Genomic DNA, 18969 nt, shown 5'->3' on the forward strand with positions numbered 1-18969 from the left:
CGGTGGGCGCCCCTTCGGCGTACGTGACTGCGCTGCCGCTAAGCGGACTTCTCGTGGCGGCCGCCGTCGTTCTTGCCGATCGTGCGCGGCTCGCGCGGGACCAGCGTCGGGTTGACGTTGTCTCGGACGACGTCGGGCGTGATGACGACGCGGGCGACGTCCTTGCGGGACGGGACCTCGTACATCACGGACTGGAGGACTTCCTCCATGATCGCCCGCAGACCGCGAGCGCCGGTCTGGCGCAGGATCGCCTGGTCGGCGATGGCCTCCAGCGCCTCGCGCTCGAAGTCCAGCTCCACGCCGTCGAGTTCGAACAGGCGCTGGTACTGCTTGACCAGGGCGTTGCGCGGCTCGATGAGGATCTGCAGCAGGGCCTCGCGGTCCAGGTTGTGGACCGAGGTCAGGACCGGGAGACGGCCGATGAATTCCGGGATCATCCCGAACTTCACCAGGTCTTCCGGCATGACCTCCTGGAACTGGTCGCTCGCCTGGATCTCCAGCTTGGAGCGGATCGTGGCGCCGAAGCCGATGCCCTTGGCTCCGGCCCGGGACTCGATGATCTTCTCCAGGCCGGAGAACGCGCCGCCCACGATGAACAGCACGTTCGTCGTGTCGATCTGGATGAACTCCTGGTGGGGGTGCTTGCGTCCGCCCTGCGGCGGGACGGAGGCGGTGGTGCCCTCCAGGATCTTCAGCAGGGCCTGCTGCACGCCCTCGCCGGAGACATCGCGGGTGATCGACGGGTTCTCGCTCTTGCGGGCGACCTTGTCGATCTCGTCGATGTAGATGATCCCGGTCTCGGCCTTCTTGACGTCGTAGTCGGCCGCCTGGATCAGCTTGAGCAGGATGTTCTCGACGTCCTCGCCGACATAGCCGGCCTCCGTCAGCGCCGTCGCGTCCGCGATGGCGAACGGGACGTTGAGCATGCGGGCCAGCGTCTGTGCGAGAAGCGTCTTACCGGAACCCGTGGGGCCCAGCAGGAGGATGTTCGACTTGGCGAGCTCGATCGCGTCCTCACGACCGGCGCCGCCGCCGTTCTCCCCGGCCTGGACCCGCTTGTAGTGGTTGTACACCGCGACCGAGAGGGCCTTCTTCGCGGGCTCCTGCCCGACGACGTACCCCTCCAGGAACTCGTAGATCTCGCGGGGCTTGGGAAGCTCTTCCCAGCGCACCTCGCTCGTCTCCGCGAGTTCCTCCTCGATGATCTCGTTGCAGAGATCGATGCACTCGTCGCAGATGTACACACCGGGTCCCGCGATGAGCTTCTTCACCTGCTTCTGGCTCTTTCCGCAGAACGAGCACTTGAGCAGGTCGCCGCCATCACCGATGCGTGCCACGAGGTGCTTCCCCTTCGCCTGGGAGGCCGCCTGGTTCAGCGGCTCCTGGTGCCTCTATCCGACGGTACCTTGCCTGGGCCCCCGTTCGGGCCCCCCTTGGCACGGTTCACACGGCCGTGGTCGTGCGAACGGAATGTGCCAAGGGGAAAGACCGACGTCAGAGCGATGCGCCTGCGGTGGTCTTGCGGGTGGAAACGATCTGGTCGACCAGACCGTACGCGAGGGCGTCCTCGGCCGTCAGGATCTTGTCGCGCTCGATGTCCTCGCTGATCTTCTCCAGCGGGGTCGTCGAGTGGCGGGCCAGCATCTCCTCCAGCTGCGTGCGCATGCGGAGGATCTCGTTGGCCGCGATCTCCAGGTCGGAGAGCTGCTCGCGGCCGGTCTGCGAGGACGGCTGGTGGATGAGCACCCGGGCGTGCGGGAGCGCCATGCGCTTGCCCGGGGTGCCCGCGGCGAGCAGGACGGCGGCGGCGGAGGCCGCCTGGCCCATGCAGACCGTCTGGATGTCCGGCTTCACGAACTGCATCGTGTCGTAGATCGCGGTGAGCGCGGTGAACGAGCCGCCGGGGCTGTTGATGTAGATCGAGATGTCGCGGTCGGGGTCCATCGACTCCAGGCACAGCAGCTGCGCCATGACGTCGTTGGCCGAGGCGTCGTCGATCTGGACGCCCAGGAAGATCACGCGCTCCTCGAAGAGCTTCGCGTACGGGTCGTACTCGCGCACACCCTGCGAGGTGCGCTCCACGAAGCGCGGGACGACGTAGCGGTTGTCCACCTGCGGGCCGGTGTAGAGGCCGCTCGCGGAGGCGCCGGAGAAGTTGTTCATGTGGGTGTTCACCATCCTGGTGGCGTTCTGGGGCTGGAGGTCTCGGCGTACGAGATGAGGGTGCGGGAGTGGTGCCGACGGTCCGGTGGGGACCGGATCAGGCACCGGTGCCGCCGCCGCCCGGGATGCCCGACGCGAACGTGATGATCTCGTCGATGAGGCCGTACTCCTTGGCCTCCTCCGCCGTGTACCAGCGGTCGCGGTCGCCGTCGCGGATGATCGTCTCGACGGTCTGGCCGGAGTGGTGGGCGGTGATCTCCGCCATCCGCGTCTTGGTGCGGAGCAGGTACTCGGCCTGGATCTTGATGTCCGAGGCCGTGCCGCCGATACCGGCCGAACCCTGGTGCATGAGGATGTCGGTGTTGGGGAGCGCGAAACGCTTGCCCGAGGCGCCGCCGGTGAGCAGGAACTGGCCCATGGAGGCGGCCATGCCCATGCCGATGGTGACGACGTCGTTGGGGATGTACTGCATGGTGTCGTAGACCGCCATGCCGGCCGTCACCGAGCCACCGGGGCTGTTGATGTAGAGGTAGATGTCCTTGTCCGGGTCGGCGGCAAGGAGGAGAAGCTGTGCGGTGATCTTGTTGGCGATGTCATCGTCGACCTGCTGACCGAGGAAGATGATGCGCTCGCCGAGCAGTCGGCTGTAGACCTGGTCACCGAGGCCACCACCGAGGGACGGCTCTCCGGCGGCGTAGGGCATCAGATTCGTCACGTATCCACCTGCTCGTCTCTGACGGCTCCGGCCGTCTCAGCGTCTTCGTACCGGGCGGGTGAAGTCACTGCTCCACCCTTCCTCTTCATGGACCCTAACGCGCAGGTGGGACAACGCCATCCCGCTTCCGCAACTGTTCGCTGGGAGCGCAAGGTCCGCAGTGGGCACAAGGGTTCCGGGGGCGCGCGGCGATCCGGCGCGCTACGCCGACGGGCCCCGAACACACGATGCGTTCGGGGCCCGTCGTGACGATCAGCGCGAGGCTGTCGCGGATCGGAGCGAGGCTCAGGCCTCGTTCTTCTCCTCGGCCTTGCCGTCCGCCTTGTCCTCGGTGGCGGCCTCAACCGTCTCCGTGGCCTCGGCGGCCTCTTCCTCGTCCTCGAGGTCGACGACCTCACCGTTGGTGTCGACGACCTTGGCGGCCTCGACGACGACGGCGAGCGCCTTGCCGCGGGCGACCTCGCCGACGAGCATCGGCACCTGGCCACCCTCGACGACGGCCTGGGCGAACTGGTCGGGGCTCATGCCGGAGGAGGCCGCACGCCGCATGAGGTGCTCGGTGAGCTCCTCCTGGTTGACGTTCAGCTTCTCCTTGTTGACGAGCTCGTCCAGGATGAACTGGGTCTTGATGCCCTTGATGGCCTGCTCGGAGGTCTCGTTCTCGAACTCCTCCAGGGTCTTGCCCTGGATCTCGAGGTACTTCTCGAGGTCGAGGCCCATCTGACCGAGCTGGTGGTGCTCCAGGTTGTGCTTGCGGGTCTGGACCTCGTCCGCGAGCAGCTTCTCCGGGATCGGGACCTCGGCGAGCTTCAGCAGCTCCTCGAGGACGCGCTCCTGGGCCTGGGTGGCCTGGTCGTACTGCTTGGTGGTCTCCAGGCGCTTGCGGCTGTCGGCCTTCAGCTCCTCCAGCGTGTCGAACTCGCTGGCCATCTGGGCGAAGTCGTCGTCCAGCTCGGGGAGCTCACGGGCGGCGACGGCGGTGACCTTGACGGTGACCTCCGCGTCCTTGCCCTCGGCGGAGCCGCCCTTCAGCTGCGAGGTGAAGGTGGCCTCGCCACCGGCCTCCAGGCCGGTCACGGCCTCGTCGATGCCGTCGAGGAGCTCGCCGGAACCGATGGTGTACGAGACACCGTCGGCCACGCCGTCCTCCAGGACCTCGCCGTCGACCTTGGCCTGCAGGTCGATCGTGACGACGTCGCCGTCGGCGGCGGCGCGCTCGACCGGGTTGGTGGAGGCGAAGCGCTCGCGGAGCTGCTCCACGGCCTTCTCGACCTCTTCGTCGGTGACCTCGAGGGCGTCGACGGTGACTTCGATGCCGGAGTAGTCCGGGATCTCGATCTCGGGGCGTACGTCAACCTCGGCGGTGAAGGCCAGCAGCTCGCCGTCCTTCAGCTCGGTGATGTCGACCTCGGGCTGGCCGAGGACGTTCAGCTCACCCTCGTTGACCGCCTCGGTGTAGAACTTCGGGAGGGCGTCGTTGACGGCCTCCTCCAGCACCGCACCGCGGCCGAACCGCTGGTCGATGACCCGGGCGGGGATCTTGCCCTTGCGGAAGCCCTTCACCGTGACCTGCTGGTTGATCTTCTTGTACGCCGCGTCGAGGCTGTCCTTGAGCTCCTCGAAGGGCACCTCGATGCTGAGCCGAACCCGGGTCGGGTTCAGGGTCTCCACGGCGCTCTTCACGGTTCGGTCTCCTTGGTGGCTGACTTCTTTGGGTTCTGCTCGACCGCCGACGGCGGCTTCGCGGACCGAGCCCGGTACATCAGACACACGGGCACGCATTTTGCATAGTAACGGCAAGGGGGAGGACTCCCACAATGCGATCTTGCCGGTGGTCGGGGTGGCCGGATTCGAACCGACGACCTTCCGCTCCCAAAGCGGACGCGCTACCAAGCTGCGCCACACCCCGTCGGTGCGACACGTAGGGTACATGCACGGCGACCGTGGGATCCGCCGCTTTCCGGAGCGGCCCCACCGGGCCGGGACGGCTGCGGCGACGGGTCCGGTCCGGCGGCCGGCACAACGGGTGTGCGGGCACCGCCGCCGACCCGCTACGATGCTCTTCGTGCCGCGGTCGCAGGACCTGCGGTGCGACGCTTGCGGGCGTAGCTCAATGGTAGAGCCCTAGTCTTCCAAACTAGCTACGCGGGTTCGATTCCCGTCGCCCGCTCCACGCAGTCGAGGGCCGGGCCGGAGGATGATCCTCCGGCCCGGCCCTCGCGCGTTGCGCGGGCGGAAGCCGATCCGGACTTCAGAAGCTGATCTGGTTGATGGTGTCGGCGAGCGAGTTCATGAACCTGTTGATCGACGGGGCCATGCCGGTCGACGCCAGGAAGAAGCCGAAGAGCACGGCGACGATCGCGGGGCCGGCCTTGATGGAGCCGCCACGAATCATTACCACCAGGATGACCGCGAACAGCAGCACCATAGACAGTGATATAGCCACGTCTGATCACACCCTCGGTCGGTCCGCCTAGCCGGCCCGGAAGCGTGCACCACCGCGCGCCCCGTCGCCTCCATCGTGCCACCAACTCCCCCGTGGTTGCTGCCGGGTGACGGAAGGGAGTGACAGGATCCCGCCATCCTTCCCGGCCGGTGACGTCGCGGTGGCGGGCCCGGGCGCGGAACCGCCGTCGCGCCGCGCCCGGGAGGCGCACCGGTCTCGTACCGTCCCGCCGCTCCCTGTGCGTCGACTGTGAAACCCGGTGGCCGAATATCCGTCACCGCGATCGTTTCGGCATCCCCACACTTAATTCACAGCACATTGACGGCGTGGATGCGACGTAATTCACTCCGGTCAATACCCTGACGATATGCCCTGTTTAAGGGGGATCAAAGGGGTCATAGCGGGCGGTGCTCGACGGTTTCACATTCGAACGAAAGGGAAAACGCGATACCTCCCCGCAGTTTTACGCAAGGCAATCGACCGGTCTAAGGTGCCTTAGATGTTCCAAGCTCCGAGCCTATTTCAGAGGGCCCCGCTCCCCCCGGCGACCCGGGAGTCGGAGCCCAGACACGAGCAGACGCTCACCGCCACCGCGCCCCGGCCCGCCCTCGGGACCAGCGCTCCGGGCGCCGCCGCTCCGGCCCCCGCGGCGGCGAAGAAGCGCGATCCCTACTTCGACAACGTGAAGTATCTGGCCATCGTCCTCGTGGCGGTGGCCCACGCCTGGGAACCCGTGATGGACGGCAGTCGGGCCACCCGGGCGCTGTACATGATCGTGTACATGTTCCACATGCCGGCGTTCATCCTCATCTCCGGCTATTTCTCCCGGTCGTTCGACATGACGGCCCCCAAGGTGAAGCGGCTGATCACCTCGGTCGCGGTGCCGTACGTGCTGTTCGAGACGGCCTATTCGCTCTTCAAGCGGTACGCCGACGATTCGCCCGACATGGCGATCAGTCTGGTGGACCCGTTCTTCCTGACCTGGTTCCTGATCGCCCTGTTCATCTGGCGGGTGACCACGCCGATCTGGCAGGCGATCCGCCATCCGCTGCCGGTGGCGCTCGCCATCGCCATGCTCGCCTCCGTCTCCCCCGACATCGGCGACGACCTCGATCTCCAACGGGTGCTGCAGTTCCTGCCGTTCTTCGTGCTCGGCCTGCTGCTGAAGCCCGAGCACTTCCAGCTGGTCAGGCGGCGCGAGGTGCGGCTGATGTCCCTGCCGCTGTTCGCCGGTGCGCTGCTCTTCGCCTACTGGGCCGCCCCGCGCGTGCAGCTCGGCTGGTTCTACCGCGCCAACAGCGCGCAGGAGATGGGCGCTCCGTGGTGGTCGGGCGCGGTGATGACGCTCGCGATGTTCGGCTGCGCCCTGGTGCTGACGGTCGGCTTCCTGGCCTGGGTACCCGGCCGGGCCCGGTGGTTCACCGTACTCGGGGCCGGCACGATCTGCGGCTATCTGCTGCACGGCTTCCTGATCAAGGGGGCCGAGTACGCGGGCCTGTTCGACCGCTACACCTGGCTCTCCGACCCGGTCGGGCTGGTCGTCGTCTCGCTCGTGGCGGCGGTCGCCGTGACGCTCATGTGCACCCCGCTGGTGGGCCGCGCGCTGAAGTGGGCCACCGAGCCGGAGATGAACTGGGCCTTCCGGAAAGCCGCCGCCCGGCGCTGAGCCCCGGGGCACGAGCGCTTTCGCCGGCTCGGCCGCCGCCCCTCACACCGCTTTTCACTGATCCACCCGCCGATCCTGCCCGCGGGTGGATCAGTGCGTCTCCGGGTTGGCCGGATTCTTTCGGTCCGAGGGTGATTCGCCGCCGATCAGCCCCAGCAGTCCACGCACCTGCGCATACTTCGCCGCCAGCCGGGTACTGCTCGGCTCGTCCAGGGCCGCCAGGCGGGCGGGATCCGCGTTGTGCGCGAGATCCGCCTCCTTGACGAGCAGCGCGCCCGGGGTGGCCAGGATCCGGGCGGTGTACGAGGACAGCTCCTCCCCCGGCCGCTTGGTCACCGCCAGGACGATGTCCTTCACCTCCTGCGGCAGGGCGACGTCCGCCAGCCACCGGGCGGAGAGCGCATCGTCCTCGATCGCGTCGTGCAGCCAGGCCGCCGCGATCTGCCCGTCGTCGCCGCCGCGCGTCCGTACGCCTTCGGCCACCGCCGCGAGGTGTTCCACGTACGGGCGGCCCGCCTTGTCGGTCTGCCCCGCATGGGCCGCGCGGGCGACGGCCTCCACCTCGGAGACGCTCAGATTCCGTCCAGTCATGGGCCGACCCTACGACCGCGCACAGGGGCCCGATCCGAACTCGCCGCTCGCGCGACGGTGTTGGCGAGACACCTTCATGGAACGCAAGCGGACCAAAAGGACAAGAGCCGACAATCCGATGGATCCATAGTTGCAGCATAAATCGTTCGGTAAACTAATTACTGATGGATCCTTGATGCCCCCTTGACCAACTCTTGACCGACCTAGAAGGACCAGGCTCATCGGACACGCAGACACCCTCATCGCCATGGGCGGCGCCTTCCTGGCCGCTGCCTTCCTCGCCCGCCTCGGCGGCCGTATCGGGCTGCCGACGATCCCGCTGTTCATCCTGGCCGGGATCCTGCTCGGCCCGCACACCCCCGGATACACGCTCCTCTCGAACCCGCACGACCTGGAGATGCTCTCCGCACTGGGACTCGTCCTCCTGCTCTTCTATCTGGGGCTCGAGTTCCACATGGACGATCTCAGGACGGGTGGCCGGAAGATGGCCATCGCGGGCGGGACGTATCTCGTCCTGAACGTCGGCGCCGGTCTCATATTCGGCTTCGCGCTCGGCTGGGGCACCTCGGAGGCACTGGTCCTCGCCGGCGTCCTCGGCATCTCCTCGTCCGCGATCGTCACCAAGATCCTGGTGGACCTGGGGCGCATCGGTCATCCGGAGACCCGCCCGATCCTCGGCATCATCGTCGTCGAGGACGTCTTCCTCGCCCTGTACCTCGCCGCGCTCCAGCCGATCCTGTCCGGTGCGGACAGCCTCTCGGCCGCGCTGGTCGACGGCGGCAAGGCCTTCGGCTTCCTGCTGCTGCTGGCGCTGGCGGCCCGGTTCGGTACGAAGCTCATCGGCAAGCTCATGAACACCAAGGACGACGAACTCCTCGTCATCTCGTTCCTGGGTGTGGCCGTCCTCGTCGCCGGCGTCTCCGAGCTGTTCGGCGTCGCCGACGCGATCGGCGCGTTCATGGTCGGCCTGATGCTCGGCTCCACCTCGTCGGGCGACCGCATCCTCAAGCTGGTCCACCCGCTGCGGGACGCCTTCGGCGCCATCTTCTTCTTCGCCTTCGGCCTCTCCATCGACCCGGGCGACCTGCCGAGCGTGCTGTGGCCGGTGGTGGCGGCCGTGGTGCTGACACTCGCCATGAACATCGCGGCCGGCCTCGCGGCGGCCAAGGTGTACTCCTTCGGCGCGCAGGCCACGTCCAACATCGCCACCACGCTGGTCGCCCGCGGTGAGTTCGCGCTCATCCTGGCCACGATGGCGGCGGCGGCCGGACTGGACGAGCGGCTCTCGCCGTTCATCGCCGGTTACGTCCTCCTGCTCGCCGTCCTCGCCCCGCTGGCCGCCGGACGCTCGCACTGGCTGGCCCGCATCCTGCCGGGCGGCCGCGAGAAGGACGACCACCGGGATCAGGACCAGGTCCCGGTGTCGGTCTGAGCGCCACCGGCTGAGCACCATCGGACCGAGCAGCGCGGTCCGAGCAGCACCGGACGGCGGAGAGGCGTCCCGATACCCGGCACCCCCGGGTGACGGTCGTCTCCCCGCCGTCCGGGGTCCAACCCGGCCCCCCAGGGCGCCGGAGGCCGCCTCAGGCCCGGCGGGAGAGCAGCAGCAGCGCCCGGTCGTCGTTGACGTCCTTGGCGCAGGCCTCGATCAGATGCCAGGCCGCGCCCTCGAAGCCGGTGGAGACATAGCGGTCGGCCTCGCCCGTCAGCCGGTCGATGCCTTCGGCGATGTCCCGGTCGGAGGCCTCCACCAGGCCGTCGGTGAAGAGCATCAGGACGTCGCCGGGTGCGAGCGAGCCCTTGACCGCGTCGAACTCGGCCCCGTCGTAGACGCCGAGCAGGGGCCCCTCCCCCGACTTCTCCTCCCACTGGCCGCTGCCCGCGTGCAGCTGGAGGGCGGGCGGATGCCCCGCCGAATAGATCTCGTAGTCGCCCGACTCCAGGTCGAGCACCAGGTGGATGGAGGTGGCGAACCCCTCGTCCCAGTCCTGGCGCAGCAGATAGCCGTTGGCGGCGGGCAGGAAGGCGTGCGGGGGCAGCGAGCCGAGCAGCCCGCCGAAGGCGCCGGACAGCAGCAGCGCCCGGGAGCCCGCGTCCATACCCTTGCCGGAGACGTCCGTGAGGACCGCTTCCAGGGTGCGGCCCCCGTGGGTGCGGGCCGCGACGACGAAGTCCCCGGAGAACGACTGGCCGCCGGCCGGGCGCAGGGCCATCTCGCGGTGCCAGCCCTGCGGCAGCCGGGGCAGGGAACTCTGGACCCGGATGCGTTCGCGCAGGTCGAAGAGCATCGTGCCGCCGCGCCGCCAGGGCACACCGACCCGGGCCCGGAACTGGGCGAGGATCAGCCCGAAGAACCCGCAGGCGGCGACCACGAGCACGGTGCCCGGGGTGACCCGGGCGGGGCCGTCGAGGTACGGGCCGAGGGTGAGCGCCTCCACGATCAGCGCGCCGGCGGCCGTCGCGTACAGGCCCAGCAGGCTGGAGGGGCGCAGCAGGAGGCCGCCCGCCACGATGGGCAGGGCGAGAGCGGCCGGGTCGATCCAGATCGGGCTGACGACGGTGGCCATGGTGATGGCCGGGATCGTCAGCAGCAGACCGGCCAGGGCGATCCAGTCGGAGCCGTCGCCGCGGAAGTAGTCGACCCCGGATTTGCGCAGCCCGATACGGGCCCGGTGCATCTTTCTGCGCCACCGGGCCCAGAAGTCGTCTGTTCCTCCGCTACGGGCCACTGCCGGGACCTTATCCACCCGAACGCCTCCGGTGCAGGGGGACCCCGGTGACAATGCGCTCGAAATGGGGTCGTCCGCGCGTTCCCGCCGGTCTTCTTCGGGCGGTTTTCAGCCTTTTCCGCCGCCGGAGGGGCCGGTGGGCTGGCACCGGGGGCACCAGAAGAGGTTGCGGGAGACCAGGTCCGCGGTGCGGATCTCCGTACCGCAGATGTGGCAGGGCAGGTTCGCGCGCCGGTAGACGTAGACCTCGCCGCCGTGGTCGTCCTTGCGGGGCGGGCGGCCCATGGCCTCGGGGAGGTGTTCGGGGCGGACGGTATCGATGCGGTTGTTGCGTACGCCTTCGCGCATCAGCTCCACCAGGTCCGCCCAGAGCGTGTCCCACTCGGCGCGGGTGAGGTCGCGGCCCGTGCGGTACGGGTCGATGCCGTGGCGGAAGAGGACCTCGGCGCGGTAGACGTTGCCGACGCCCGCGATGACCTTCTGGTCCATCAGCAGGGCGGCGATGGTGGTCCGGCTGCGGGAGATCCGCAGCCAGGCGCGCTCCCCGTCCTCGTCGCCGCGCAGCGGGTCCGGGCCCAGCCGCTCGTGTATCGCGCGCTTCTCGGGCTCGGTGATCAGGGCGCAGGTGGTGGGGCCGCGCAGATCCGCGTAGTGGCCGGCGTTGGCCAGGCGGAGGCGGACGGTGTCGGTGGGCGGCGGGGGCGGGGCGGCGCCGAAGCCGAGCTTGCCGAAGAGGCCGAGGTGGATGTGGACCCAGCCGGTGTCGCCGAAGCCGAGGAAGAGATGTTTGCCGTGGGCGTCGGTGGCGGTGAGGGTGTGCCCGTCGAGCAGGGCCGCGCTGTCGAAGAACTTGCCCTGCGGACTGCTCACCCGGACCGGTGCGCCGGTGAACCGTTCGCTGTGATCGTCAGCGAGGCGGCGGATGGTGTGTCCCTCGGGCACGGCGGAGCTCCTGCGACAGGCGACAGCGGGTGGCGGTGGCGGTGACATGGCCGTGCCGCCGGATCCGGGACCCGGCGGCACGCTAGGAGGGGGAGCGGATCAGCCCTGCTGGGGGTGGTGGGCCGGGATCGGCGGGAGTTCGCCGGTGTTCTCGTACGCCGAGAGCATCTCGATGCGGCGCGTGTGGCGCTCCTCGTTCGAGTACGGCGTGGAGAGGAAGATCTCGACGAACTTCGTGGACTCCTCGACCGTGTGCATCCGGCCGCCGATCGCGACGACGTTGGCGTTGTTGTGCTCGCGGCCGAGGGCGGCGGTCTGCTCGCTCCAGGCCAGCGCGGCGCGGACGCCCTTGACCTTGTTGGCGGCGATCTGCTCGCCGTTGCCGGAGCCGCCGATCACGATGCCGAGGCTGTCCGGGTCGGCGGCCGTCTTCTCGGCGGCCCGCAGGCAGAACGGCGGGTAGTCGTCCTGGGCGTCGTAGATGTGGGGGCCGCAGTCGACGGCCTCGTGGCCGTGAGCGCCGAGCCACTCGACGAGGTGGTTCTTGAGTTCGTAGCCGGCATGGTCGGATCCGAGGTACACGCGCATGGTGCGAAGTGTGGCACGAACTCGGCGGGGCGACCGTCCCGGGGCGGTCCCCGGAGGGGCGCAGGCCCCGATTCGATGATTCGCAGGTGTGGTCCCGATTTTTGTGTGGCGAACACCACTCAAGCAATGATCAGGCAAACGATCCGAAAGGAGGGTTCCCCTTCCTCCTTGCATCGGGCTTGAATGCGTGGCCTTGTCTTCGCACACCCCACGGACAGCACGCCACGGCGGAGCACGGCAGACCCTCATGCTCGAAAAGGTAAGGAATCCCCCCATGACGTCGCAGACGACGCCGGCGAAGCCGGGTCAGGAGCCCGGTGAGCCGGACCGGCCGGACTCGTCGGGCGGGCTTCAGGCAGGCCTGAAGAACCGCCACCTCTCGATGATCGCGATCGGCGGCGTGATCGGCGCCGGGCTCTTCGTGGGATCCAGCGCGGGCATCGCCGCCGCGGGTCCGGCGATCCTGATCTCGTACGCGATGGTCGGCCTGATGGTCGTCCTCGTGATGCGGATGCTCGGCGAGATGGCCGCCGCCCGGCCGAGCTCCGGCTCCTTCTCCGCCTACGCCGACCAGGCGCTGGGCCGTTGGGCCGGGTTCTCCATCGGCTGGCTGTACTGGTTCTTCTGGGTCGTGGTGCTGGCCGTCGAGGCCACGGCGGGCGCGGCGATCCTGGAGAACTGGATCCCGGGCGTGCCCCAGTGGGCCTGGGCGCTGCTCGTGATGGTCGTGCTGACCGCCACCAACCTGGTATCGGTGGGCAGTTACGGCGAGTTCGAGTTCTGGTTCGCCGGGATCAAGGTCGTGGCGATCGCCGCGTTCGTGGTCGTCGGTTTCCTCGCGGTCTTCGGGCTGCTGCCCGGTTCGGACCATCCGGGGTCGGGTCTGGCCCATCTGACGGACAGCGGCGGGTTCTTCCCCGAGGGACCGGGCGCGATCCTGACCGGTGTGCTGATGGTCGTCTTCTCGTTCATGGGCAGTGAGATCGTGACGCTGGCCGCCGGCGAGTCCTCCGACCCGCAGCGCGCGGTGTCGAAGGCCACCAACAGCGTGATCTGGCGTATCGCCGTCTTCTACCTCGGCTCGATCTTCGTCGTGCTGACGCTGCTGCCGTGGAACGACCCGTCGATCCTGGAGAAGGGCAGCTATGTCGCCGCCCTCGACTCGATCGGGATCCCGCAGGCCGGCAACGTCATGGACTTCATCGTGCTGACGGCCGTGCTGTCGTGTCTCAACTCCGGCCTGTACACGGCCTCCAGGATGGCGTTCTCGCTCGGGGAGCGGGGCGACGCGCCGAAGTCCTTCGCCAGGGTCAACCGGCGCGGTGTGCCGCAGGCGGCGATCCTGTCCTCGGTCGTCTTCGGCTTCGTGGCGGTGTTCTTCAACTACCAGTGGCCGGACACGGTGTTCCAGTTCCTGCTGAACTCCTCCGGGGCGGTCGCGCTCTTCGTGTGGCTGGTCATCTGCTTCACCCAGCTGCGGATGCGCGGGATCATCCTGCGCGAGACCCCGGGCAAGCTGGTCGTACGGATGTGGCTCTTCCCCTACCTCACCTGGGCGACGATCGCGGCGATCTCCTTCGTCCTGGTCTACATGCTGACCGACGACACCGCTCGCGAGCAGGTCGTGCTGTCGTTGCTGGTCGCGGCTCTGGTGGTGGGCATCTCGCTGTTCCGGGAGATGCGCGACCGCAAGGCCGTCGCCGAGTAGGGCCCGGAACTCCGCCCGCGTGATCGATACCTGACGGAGGTTGTCAGGTATCCAGGGGAGGCTCTTCTTCGCACCGTCCACCACGCGAGCGAAGGAGAGCCTCCCCTCATGGTTTCCGCATCCTCAGGCGCATCCGCGGGCACCGAACGCCCCGCGGGTCCCACCACCTTCCAGACCGGCTTCCCGATCCGGCCGGACCGGCTGATCGAGGCCCGTACCGCCGACGACGTACGGGAGGCCGTGGTGTACGCCGCCGGGCACGGGCTGCGCGTCGCCGCGCACGCCACCGGACACGGGCTGCCCGGAGCGGTCGAGGGCGGCGTCCTCGTGGCCACCGGCGCCCTGGACTCCGTCACCGTCGACCCGGTCGCCCGCACCGCCGCGATCGGCGCGGGCGCGGCCTGGGGCGCGGTGACCGCGGCGGCGGCCCCGCACGGTCTCGCCCCGCTCAACGGCTCGTCGCCCTCCGTGGGTGCGGTCTCGTACACGCTGGGCGGCGGGCTGGGCATCCTGGCGCGGCGGTTCGGGTACGCCGCCGATCATGTCCGGGCGCTGGAGGTGGTGACCGCCGACGGTGCTCTGCGCCGGGTCACGCCGGAGCGCGAGCCGGAGCTGTTCTGGGGGCTGCGCGGTGGCGGGCGCCGACTGGGGGTGGTGACCTCGCTGGAGATCGGTCTGGTGGCGGTGGAGCGGCTGTACGGAGGCGCGATCGCGTTCGACGGGGAACGGGCGGCCGAGGTGATGGCCCGCTATCTGGAATGGACCCGGACCGTACCGGACACCCTGACGTCCACTCTGGCCGCGCTGCCCTATCCGAACCTGCCGCAGGTGCCCGAGGAGGTGCGCGGGCGGTACGTCGTCTCGGTGCGGGTCGCGTTCACGGGGGACGCGGCGGAGGGCGAGCGGCTGGTGGCGCCGCTGCGGGCGATCGGGCCGCCCCTGGCGGACTCGTTGCGGGAGATGCCGTACGCCGAGAGCCCCACGATCCACAACGACCCGCCGTTCCCGCACGCGTACTACGGGGAGGGGCTGATGCTCGGGGAGCTGGACGCGGGGCGGGCGGCGCGGGTTCTGGAACTGACCGGCCCCGGGGCGCCGACGATGAACGTGGTGCAGCTCAGTCACTTGGGCGGGGCGTTGGCCGAGCGGCCGGAGCCGGCGAGCGCGGTGCCCTACCGGGACGCGGGCTTCCTGCTGCGACTGCTGTCGCCGCTGGACGGTACGGACGTGGCGTCGGTGCGCTCGCTGTACGGGGAGGTGTCCGGGGTACTGGGGCCGCGGGTGCTGGGGCGGGCGCTGAACTTCTCCTTCGGCGGCGGGGACCGTACGACCGGTTTCCATGAGCCGGAAACGGCGAAGAGGCTCGCCGGTCTGGTCTCCCAGTACGATCCGGCGGGCCTCTTCGGAGGGCCTTACGAGGGCTGAGGACTGGTCAGCCGCGGCGGCCCAGCAGCTTCCAGGTGGTCGGCAGGACGCCCATGGCCAGCGCCGCCTTGAGGGCGTCGCCGATCAGGAACGGGGTGAGGCCTGCCGCGACGGCCGCGCTCAGCGACATCCCGGTGGAGAGCGCGAGGTAGGGCACGCCGATGGCGTAGATGATCGCGGAGCCGAGCACCATCGTGCCGGCGGTGCGCAGCATCGAGCGGTCCGCGCCGCGCCGGGCGAGGGCGCCGACGACGGTGGCGGCCAGCAGCATGCCGAAGACATAGCCGAGCGACGGCATGCTCCACCCCGAGCTGGCCTCCGCGAACCACGGCACGCCCGCCATGCCGACGAGCGCGTACAGCGCCAGCGAGAGGAAGCCGCGGCGGGCGCCCAGCGCGGTGCCGATGAGGAGCGCGGCGAAGGTCTGGCCGGTGACCGGGACCGGGGAGCCGGGCACCGGGACGGCTATCTGGGCCGCGATACCGGTCAGGGCCGCGCCGCCGAGGACGAGGGCCGCGTCCACGGCGTAGCGGTGCCGGGCTGCGGGCAGCAGGTCGGCGAGGACCGCTCCGGAGCGGACGGGGGCGGCAGCAGTGCTCATCGGGACTCCGCGGGTTGAGGGCTGGTGGGCCGGGGCGGCCCCCGGCGGTCGGGGTGGGGTCGGGCTCTCGCCGACGTTAGTCCACGGGTCAACGCTCGTTCACCATCAGCCGCCCACAAAGCGGTGGTTGATGGGTTGGTGGGATTCACACAAAGCCTGCGACGCAATCGCGTTCCCGCGTGACGCTCGTCACTGAGGTCGGGCGGGTGGGGGTCCGTTTTGGCGGGAGAGGGACCGCGGCCCCAGACTGTAGGTTCCCCATAAATCATCCGAGAGTGAACCGCACCCCATGCACGAGGCTCCCCCACCCCTGCCGCCACCTCGCCCGCTGCCCCCGCCGAGCCGCTGGCGCACGGGCTCAAGCAGCGCCATCTGACGATGCTGGGGCTCGGCGGGGTGATCGGGGCGGGTCTGTTCGTGGGCTCGGGCGCCGGAATCGCGGTGGCGGGGCCCGCGATCGTCGTCTCGTATCTGATCGCGGGGGCGCTCGCGATGCTGGTGATGCGGATGCTGGGCGAGATGTCGGCCGCGATGCCCGCCTCCGGTTCGTTCTCCGTGCACGCGGAACGCGCGCTCGGGCGGTGGGCCGGGTTCAGCGTCGGCTGGCTGTACTGGTTCCTGCTGGTGGTGGTCCTCGCCGTGGAGGCGACGGCGGCCGCGCAGATCGCCCACGGCTGGGTGCCGGCCGTCGAGCCCTGGGCGTGGGTGCTGCTGTTCATGGTGGTGTTCACCGTGGCGAACCTGACGGCGGTGAAGAACTTCGGCGAGTTCGAGTTCTGGTTCGCGTCGTTGAAGGTCGGCGCGATCGTGGTCTTCCTGGTGCTCGGCGGGCTGGCGGTCTTCGGCCTGCTGCCGGACACCGACCCGGTCGGGATGGCCAACCTGACCGGGCAAGGGGGTTTTCTGCCGAACGGCTGGGGCGGGGTCGTCTCCGGTGTGCTGACCGTGGTGTTCGCCTTCGGCGGCCTGGAGGTCGTCACCATCGCCGCCGCCGAGACGGACGACCCGGCGCGTGCGGTGGGCCGGGCGGTGCGCAGTGCGGTGGTGCGGATCCTCTTCTTCTACGTCGGCTCGATGCTGGTGATCGTGACCGTGCTGCCGTGGACCGCGCAGCAGGCCGGGCTGAGCCCGTATGTGAAGGTGCTGGACGCGATCGGGGTGCCGTCGGCCGGGCAGGTCATGAACATCGTGGTGTTCGTGGCGCTGCTCTCGGCGCTCAACGCCAATCTGTACGGCTCCTCCCGCATGATCTTCTCGCTGGCGGAGCGCGGGGAGGCGCCGCGCGGGCTGCTGAAGGTCTCGGGCGGCGGCGCCGACGGCTCCTCCGGCCAGGCGGGCGGGGTGCCGCGGCGGGCGGTGCTGGCGTCGGTGGCCTTCGGTTTCGTCTCCGTCCTGCTCAATCTGGTGTGGCCCGACACGGTCTTCCTCTACATGCTCAACTCGGTCGGCGCGGTCCTGCTGTTCGTCTGGGCGCTGATCGCCGCCTCCCAGCTGCGGCTGCGCGCCCGGCTGGAGCAGGAGGCCCCCGGCGCGCTCGCGCTGCGGATGTGGTGGTTCCCGTATCTGACCTGGGTGACGCTGGCCGGGCTCCTGGGGGTGCTGCTGCTGATGCTGACCGACGACGCGGCCCGGCCGCAGGTGCTGTGGTCGGCGGCGGCGACAGCGCTGGTGCTGCTGGTCGCGGTGGGGCGCGAGTGGCGGGACCGCAGGGGATCCCGGGGTCACGGCCAGGAGCGCTCGGCGTTCACCGATCGGTAGCGCGTGTGCACCTTGTGTGAGCCTGGTGACCGTATACCGGACAGTCATTCCCTGTGAGCGGTACGGATGCTCAGACTGTGGGGTCATCCCCTGTCTCAGCTAACGAACAGAGCTCGTCCATGCCTCGGACCTCCGCGTCTCCCCCCACCGCAGACTCCGCGGCCCCCGTAGGGCCCTCGGCGGACTCCGCGCTCACCCACGGCCTCAAGCAGCGCCACCTCTCGATGATCGCCCTCGGCGGGGTGATCGGCGCCGGGCTCTTCGTCGGCTCGGGCGCCGGGATCGCCGCCGCCGGACCCTCGATCATCGTCGCGTACGCCATATCCGGGCTGCTCGTCATGATGGTGATGCGCATGCTCGGCGAGATGTCGGCCGCCAACCCGGCTTCCGGCTCCTTCTCCGTGCACGCCGAGCGGGCGATCGGCCCGTGGGCCGGGTTCACCGCGGGCTGGTCCTTCTGGTTCCTGCTCTGCGTCGCCGTGGGCCTGGAGGGCATCGGTGCCGCGCAGATCGTCAGCGGCTGGCTGCCCGGGACCCCGGAATGGGCCTGGGTCGCCCTGTTCATGGTGATCTTCCTGGGCACGAACCTGGCCGCCGTGAAGAACTTCGGCGAATTCGAGTTCTGGTTCGCCGCGCTCAAGGTCATCGCGATCACCTTGTTCCTGGTGCTCGGCCTGCTGGCGATCTTCGGCGTGCTGCCGGACACGGACGCGCCCGGCCTCACCAACCTCACAGGTGACGGCGGCTTCCTGCCGAAGGGCATGGACGGCTTCATCATCGGGCTCCTCGCCTCCGTCTTCGCGTACGGCGGTCTGGAGACCGTCACCATCGCGGCGGCCGAGTCCGAGAACCCGGTGCGGGGCGTCGCGAAGGCGGTCCGTACGGCGATGTGGCGCATCGCGGTCTTCTACATCGGCTCGATGGCGGTCATCGTCACGCTGGTCCCCTGGGACGACCCGAAGGTCGCCGAGGTCGGCCCGTTCTACGCGATGCTCGACCACCTGGGCGTCGGCAGCGCCGCGCAGATCATGAACGTGGTCATCCTCATCGCGCTGCTCTCCGCGATGAACGCCAACATCTACGGCGCGTCCCGCATGGCCCGTTCGCTGGTCGCGCGCGGCCAGGGCCCGTCGGTGCTCGGAAGGATCTCCTCCGGGGTGCCGCGCAACGCGGTGATGTTCTCCTCGGTCTTCGGGTTCCTGTGCGTGCTGCTCAGCTACTGGCGGCCGGACGACGTCTTCCCCTGGCTGCTGAACATGATCGGCGCGGTGATCCTGGTGGTGTGGATCTTCATCGCGGTCTCGCAGCTGATCCTGCGCCGGCGCACCGAGCGGGAGGCGCCGGAGACCCTGGTCGTCCGGATGTGGTTCTACCCGATCGGCACGGTCGTCGCGCTCGCGGCCATGGCGGGCATCTTCCTGCTGATGCTGCGCCAGCCGGACACCCGTGACCAGCTGCTGGCCACGGGGGCTCTGACGGTGGCGCTGATCGGACTCGGTCTGCTGCGTCAGCGGCGGCGGGGCGACGAGGGAACCGGCGACGGCACGGGCGCGGGGGCCGGCACCGGCGCCGCGGCCGAGATCCCGGCGCAGCGGAAGTAGTCACGGCCCGGCTCCCGTACGGCTCCCGCACGGCCT

The 18969-nt window shown here is 69.5% G+C and carries 15 protein-coding genes, 2 tRNA genes and 1 pseudogene; 7 read left to right on the forward strand and 11 right to left on the reverse strand.

Annotation, left to right across the window (positions count from 1 at the left end; translation table 11 throughout):
* Positions 1–38 precede the first annotated feature (38 nt).
* From clpX to CCZ36_RS09905, 5 genes are all read right to left on the reverse strand, one after another.
* A complete protein-coding gene (gene clpX / locus CCZ36_RS09885; protein ID WP_006124414.1) occupies positions 39–1337 on the reverse strand; it encodes an ATP-dependent Clp protease ATP-binding subunit ClpX in 1299 nt (432 codons plus the stop codon).
* Positions 1338–1494: 157 nt separating this feature from the next.
* Complete coding sequence (locus CCZ36_RS09890) at positions 1495–2178, reverse strand: ATP-dependent Clp protease proteolytic subunit (protein ID WP_006124415.1); 684 nt, start codon at positions 2176–2178, stop codon at positions 1495–1497.
* Positions 2179–2260: 82 nt separating this feature from the next.
* Positions 2261–2866: an ATP-dependent Clp protease proteolytic subunit gene (locus CCZ36_RS09895; RefSeq protein WP_048858618.1), complete on the reverse strand. Its 606-nt coding sequence runs from the start codon at positions 2864–2866 to the stop codon at positions 2261–2263.
* 297 nt (positions 2867–3163) lie between these two features.
* The gene (tig, locus tag CCZ36_RS09900; protein ID WP_164873494.1) at positions 3164–4561 is read right to left on the reverse strand and encodes a trigger factor; all 1398 of its coding nucleotides are present in this window, start codon (positions 4559–4561) and stop codon (positions 3164–3166) included.
* Between the two features lie 149 nt (positions 4562–4710).
* A tRNA-Pro gene (locus CCZ36_RS09905) sits at positions 4711–4787 on the reverse strand.
* Between the two features lie 190 nt (positions 4788–4977).
* On the opposite strand from CCZ36_RS09905, the gene CCZ36_RS09910 reads away from it, so the two are divergent.
* Positions 4978–5051, forward strand: a tRNA-Gly gene (locus CCZ36_RS09910).
* A gap of 78 nt (positions 5052–5129) precedes the next feature.
* Here CCZ36_RS09910 and CCZ36_RS09915 read toward each other — a convergent pair.
* Entirely contained in the window at positions 5130–5306 is a 177-nt protein-coding gene (locus CCZ36_RS09915; RefSeq protein WP_237302620.1) for a hypothetical protein, read from the reverse strand.
* 517 nt (positions 5307–5823) lie between these two features.
* Between CCZ36_RS09915 and CCZ36_RS09920 the strand changes: the two genes are divergently transcribed.
* Entirely contained in the window at positions 5824–6990 is a 1167-nt protein-coding gene (locus CCZ36_RS09920; RefSeq protein WP_069738266.1) for an acyltransferase family protein, read from the forward strand.
* Positions 6991–7080: 90 nt separating this feature from the next.
* On the opposite strand, the gene CCZ36_RS09925 is transcribed toward CCZ36_RS09920, so the two are convergent.
* The gene (locus CCZ36_RS09925; RefSeq protein WP_069738265.1) at positions 7081–7581 is read right to left on the reverse strand and encodes an HD domain-containing protein; all 501 of its coding nucleotides are present in this window, start codon (positions 7579–7581) and stop codon (positions 7081–7083) included.
* 247 nt (positions 7582–7828) lie between these two features.
* On the opposite strand from CCZ36_RS09925, the gene CCZ36_RS09930 reads away from it, so the two are divergent.
* Entirely contained in the window at positions 7829–9013 is a 1185-nt protein-coding gene (locus tag CCZ36_RS09930) for a cation:proton antiporter (protein ID WP_069738264.1), read from the forward strand.
* A 151-nt stretch (positions 9014–9164) separates the two neighbouring features.
* On the opposite strand, the gene CCZ36_RS09935 is transcribed toward CCZ36_RS09930, so the two are convergent.
* From CCZ36_RS09935 to CCZ36_RS09945, 3 genes are all read right to left on the reverse strand, one after another.
* Positions 9165–10259 (reverse strand): PP2C family protein-serine/threonine phosphatase, encoded by a 1095-nt coding sequence (locus CCZ36_RS09935; RefSeq protein WP_370738550.1) that lies wholly within the window; start codon positions 10257–10259, stop codon positions 9165–9167.
* Positions 10260–10418: 159 nt separating this feature from the next.
* On the reverse strand, positions 10419–11252 hold the full coding sequence (locus CCZ36_RS09940) for an Fpg/Nei family DNA glycosylase (protein WP_128817476.1): 834 nt from the start codon (positions 11250–11252) through the stop codon (positions 10419–10421).
* 99 nt (positions 11253–11351) lie between these two features.
* Positions 11352–11840 carry a ribose-5-phosphate isomerase gene (locus tag CCZ36_RS09945; RefSeq protein ID WP_010062974.1) on the reverse strand — a complete coding sequence of 163 codons (489 nt, stop codon included), beginning with the start codon at positions 11838–11840 and terminating at the stop codon, positions 11352–11354.
* A 274-nt stretch (positions 11841–12114) separates the two neighbouring features.
* On the opposite strand from CCZ36_RS09945, the gene CCZ36_RS09950 reads away from it, so the two are divergent.
* Positions 12115–13548, forward strand: coding sequence for an amino acid permease (locus CCZ36_RS09950; protein WP_128817477.1), 1434 nt, complete (start codon positions 12115–12117; stop codon positions 13546–13548).
* Positions 13549–13656: 108 nt separating this feature from the next.
* Positions 13657–14973, forward strand: a complete 1317-nt coding sequence (locus CCZ36_RS09955) for an FAD-binding oxidoreductase (RefSeq protein WP_128817478.1) — start codon at positions 13657–13659, stop codon at positions 14971–14973.
* A 7-nt stretch (positions 14974–14980) separates the two neighbouring features.
* On the opposite strand, the gene CCZ36_RS09960 is transcribed toward CCZ36_RS09955, so the two are convergent.
* On the reverse strand, positions 14981–15574 hold the full coding sequence (locus tag CCZ36_RS09960) for a biotin transporter BioY (protein WP_069738259.1): 594 nt from the start codon (positions 15572–15574) through the stop codon (positions 14981–14983).
* A 289-nt stretch (positions 15575–15863) separates the two neighbouring features.
* Between CCZ36_RS09960 and CCZ36_RS09965 the strand changes: the two are divergent.
* Together CCZ36_RS09965 and CCZ36_RS09970 are read left to right on the forward strand one after the other, a co-directional pair.
* Positions 15864–17332: pseudogene (locus tag CCZ36_RS09965) on the forward strand (amino acid permease).
* 119 nt (positions 17333–17451) lie between these two features.
* Positions 17452–18933, forward strand: a complete 1482-nt coding sequence (locus tag CCZ36_RS09970) for an amino acid permease (protein ID WP_128817480.1) — start codon at positions 17452–17454, stop codon at positions 18931–18933.
* Positions 18934–18969 lie beyond the last annotated feature (36 nt).

This window comes from Streptomyces sp. S063 (assembly GCF_002832675.1).
In the GTDB taxonomy this organism is placed as follows: Bacteria; Actinomycetota; Actinomycetes; order Streptomycetales; family Streptomycetaceae; genus Streptomyces; species Streptomyces sindenensis.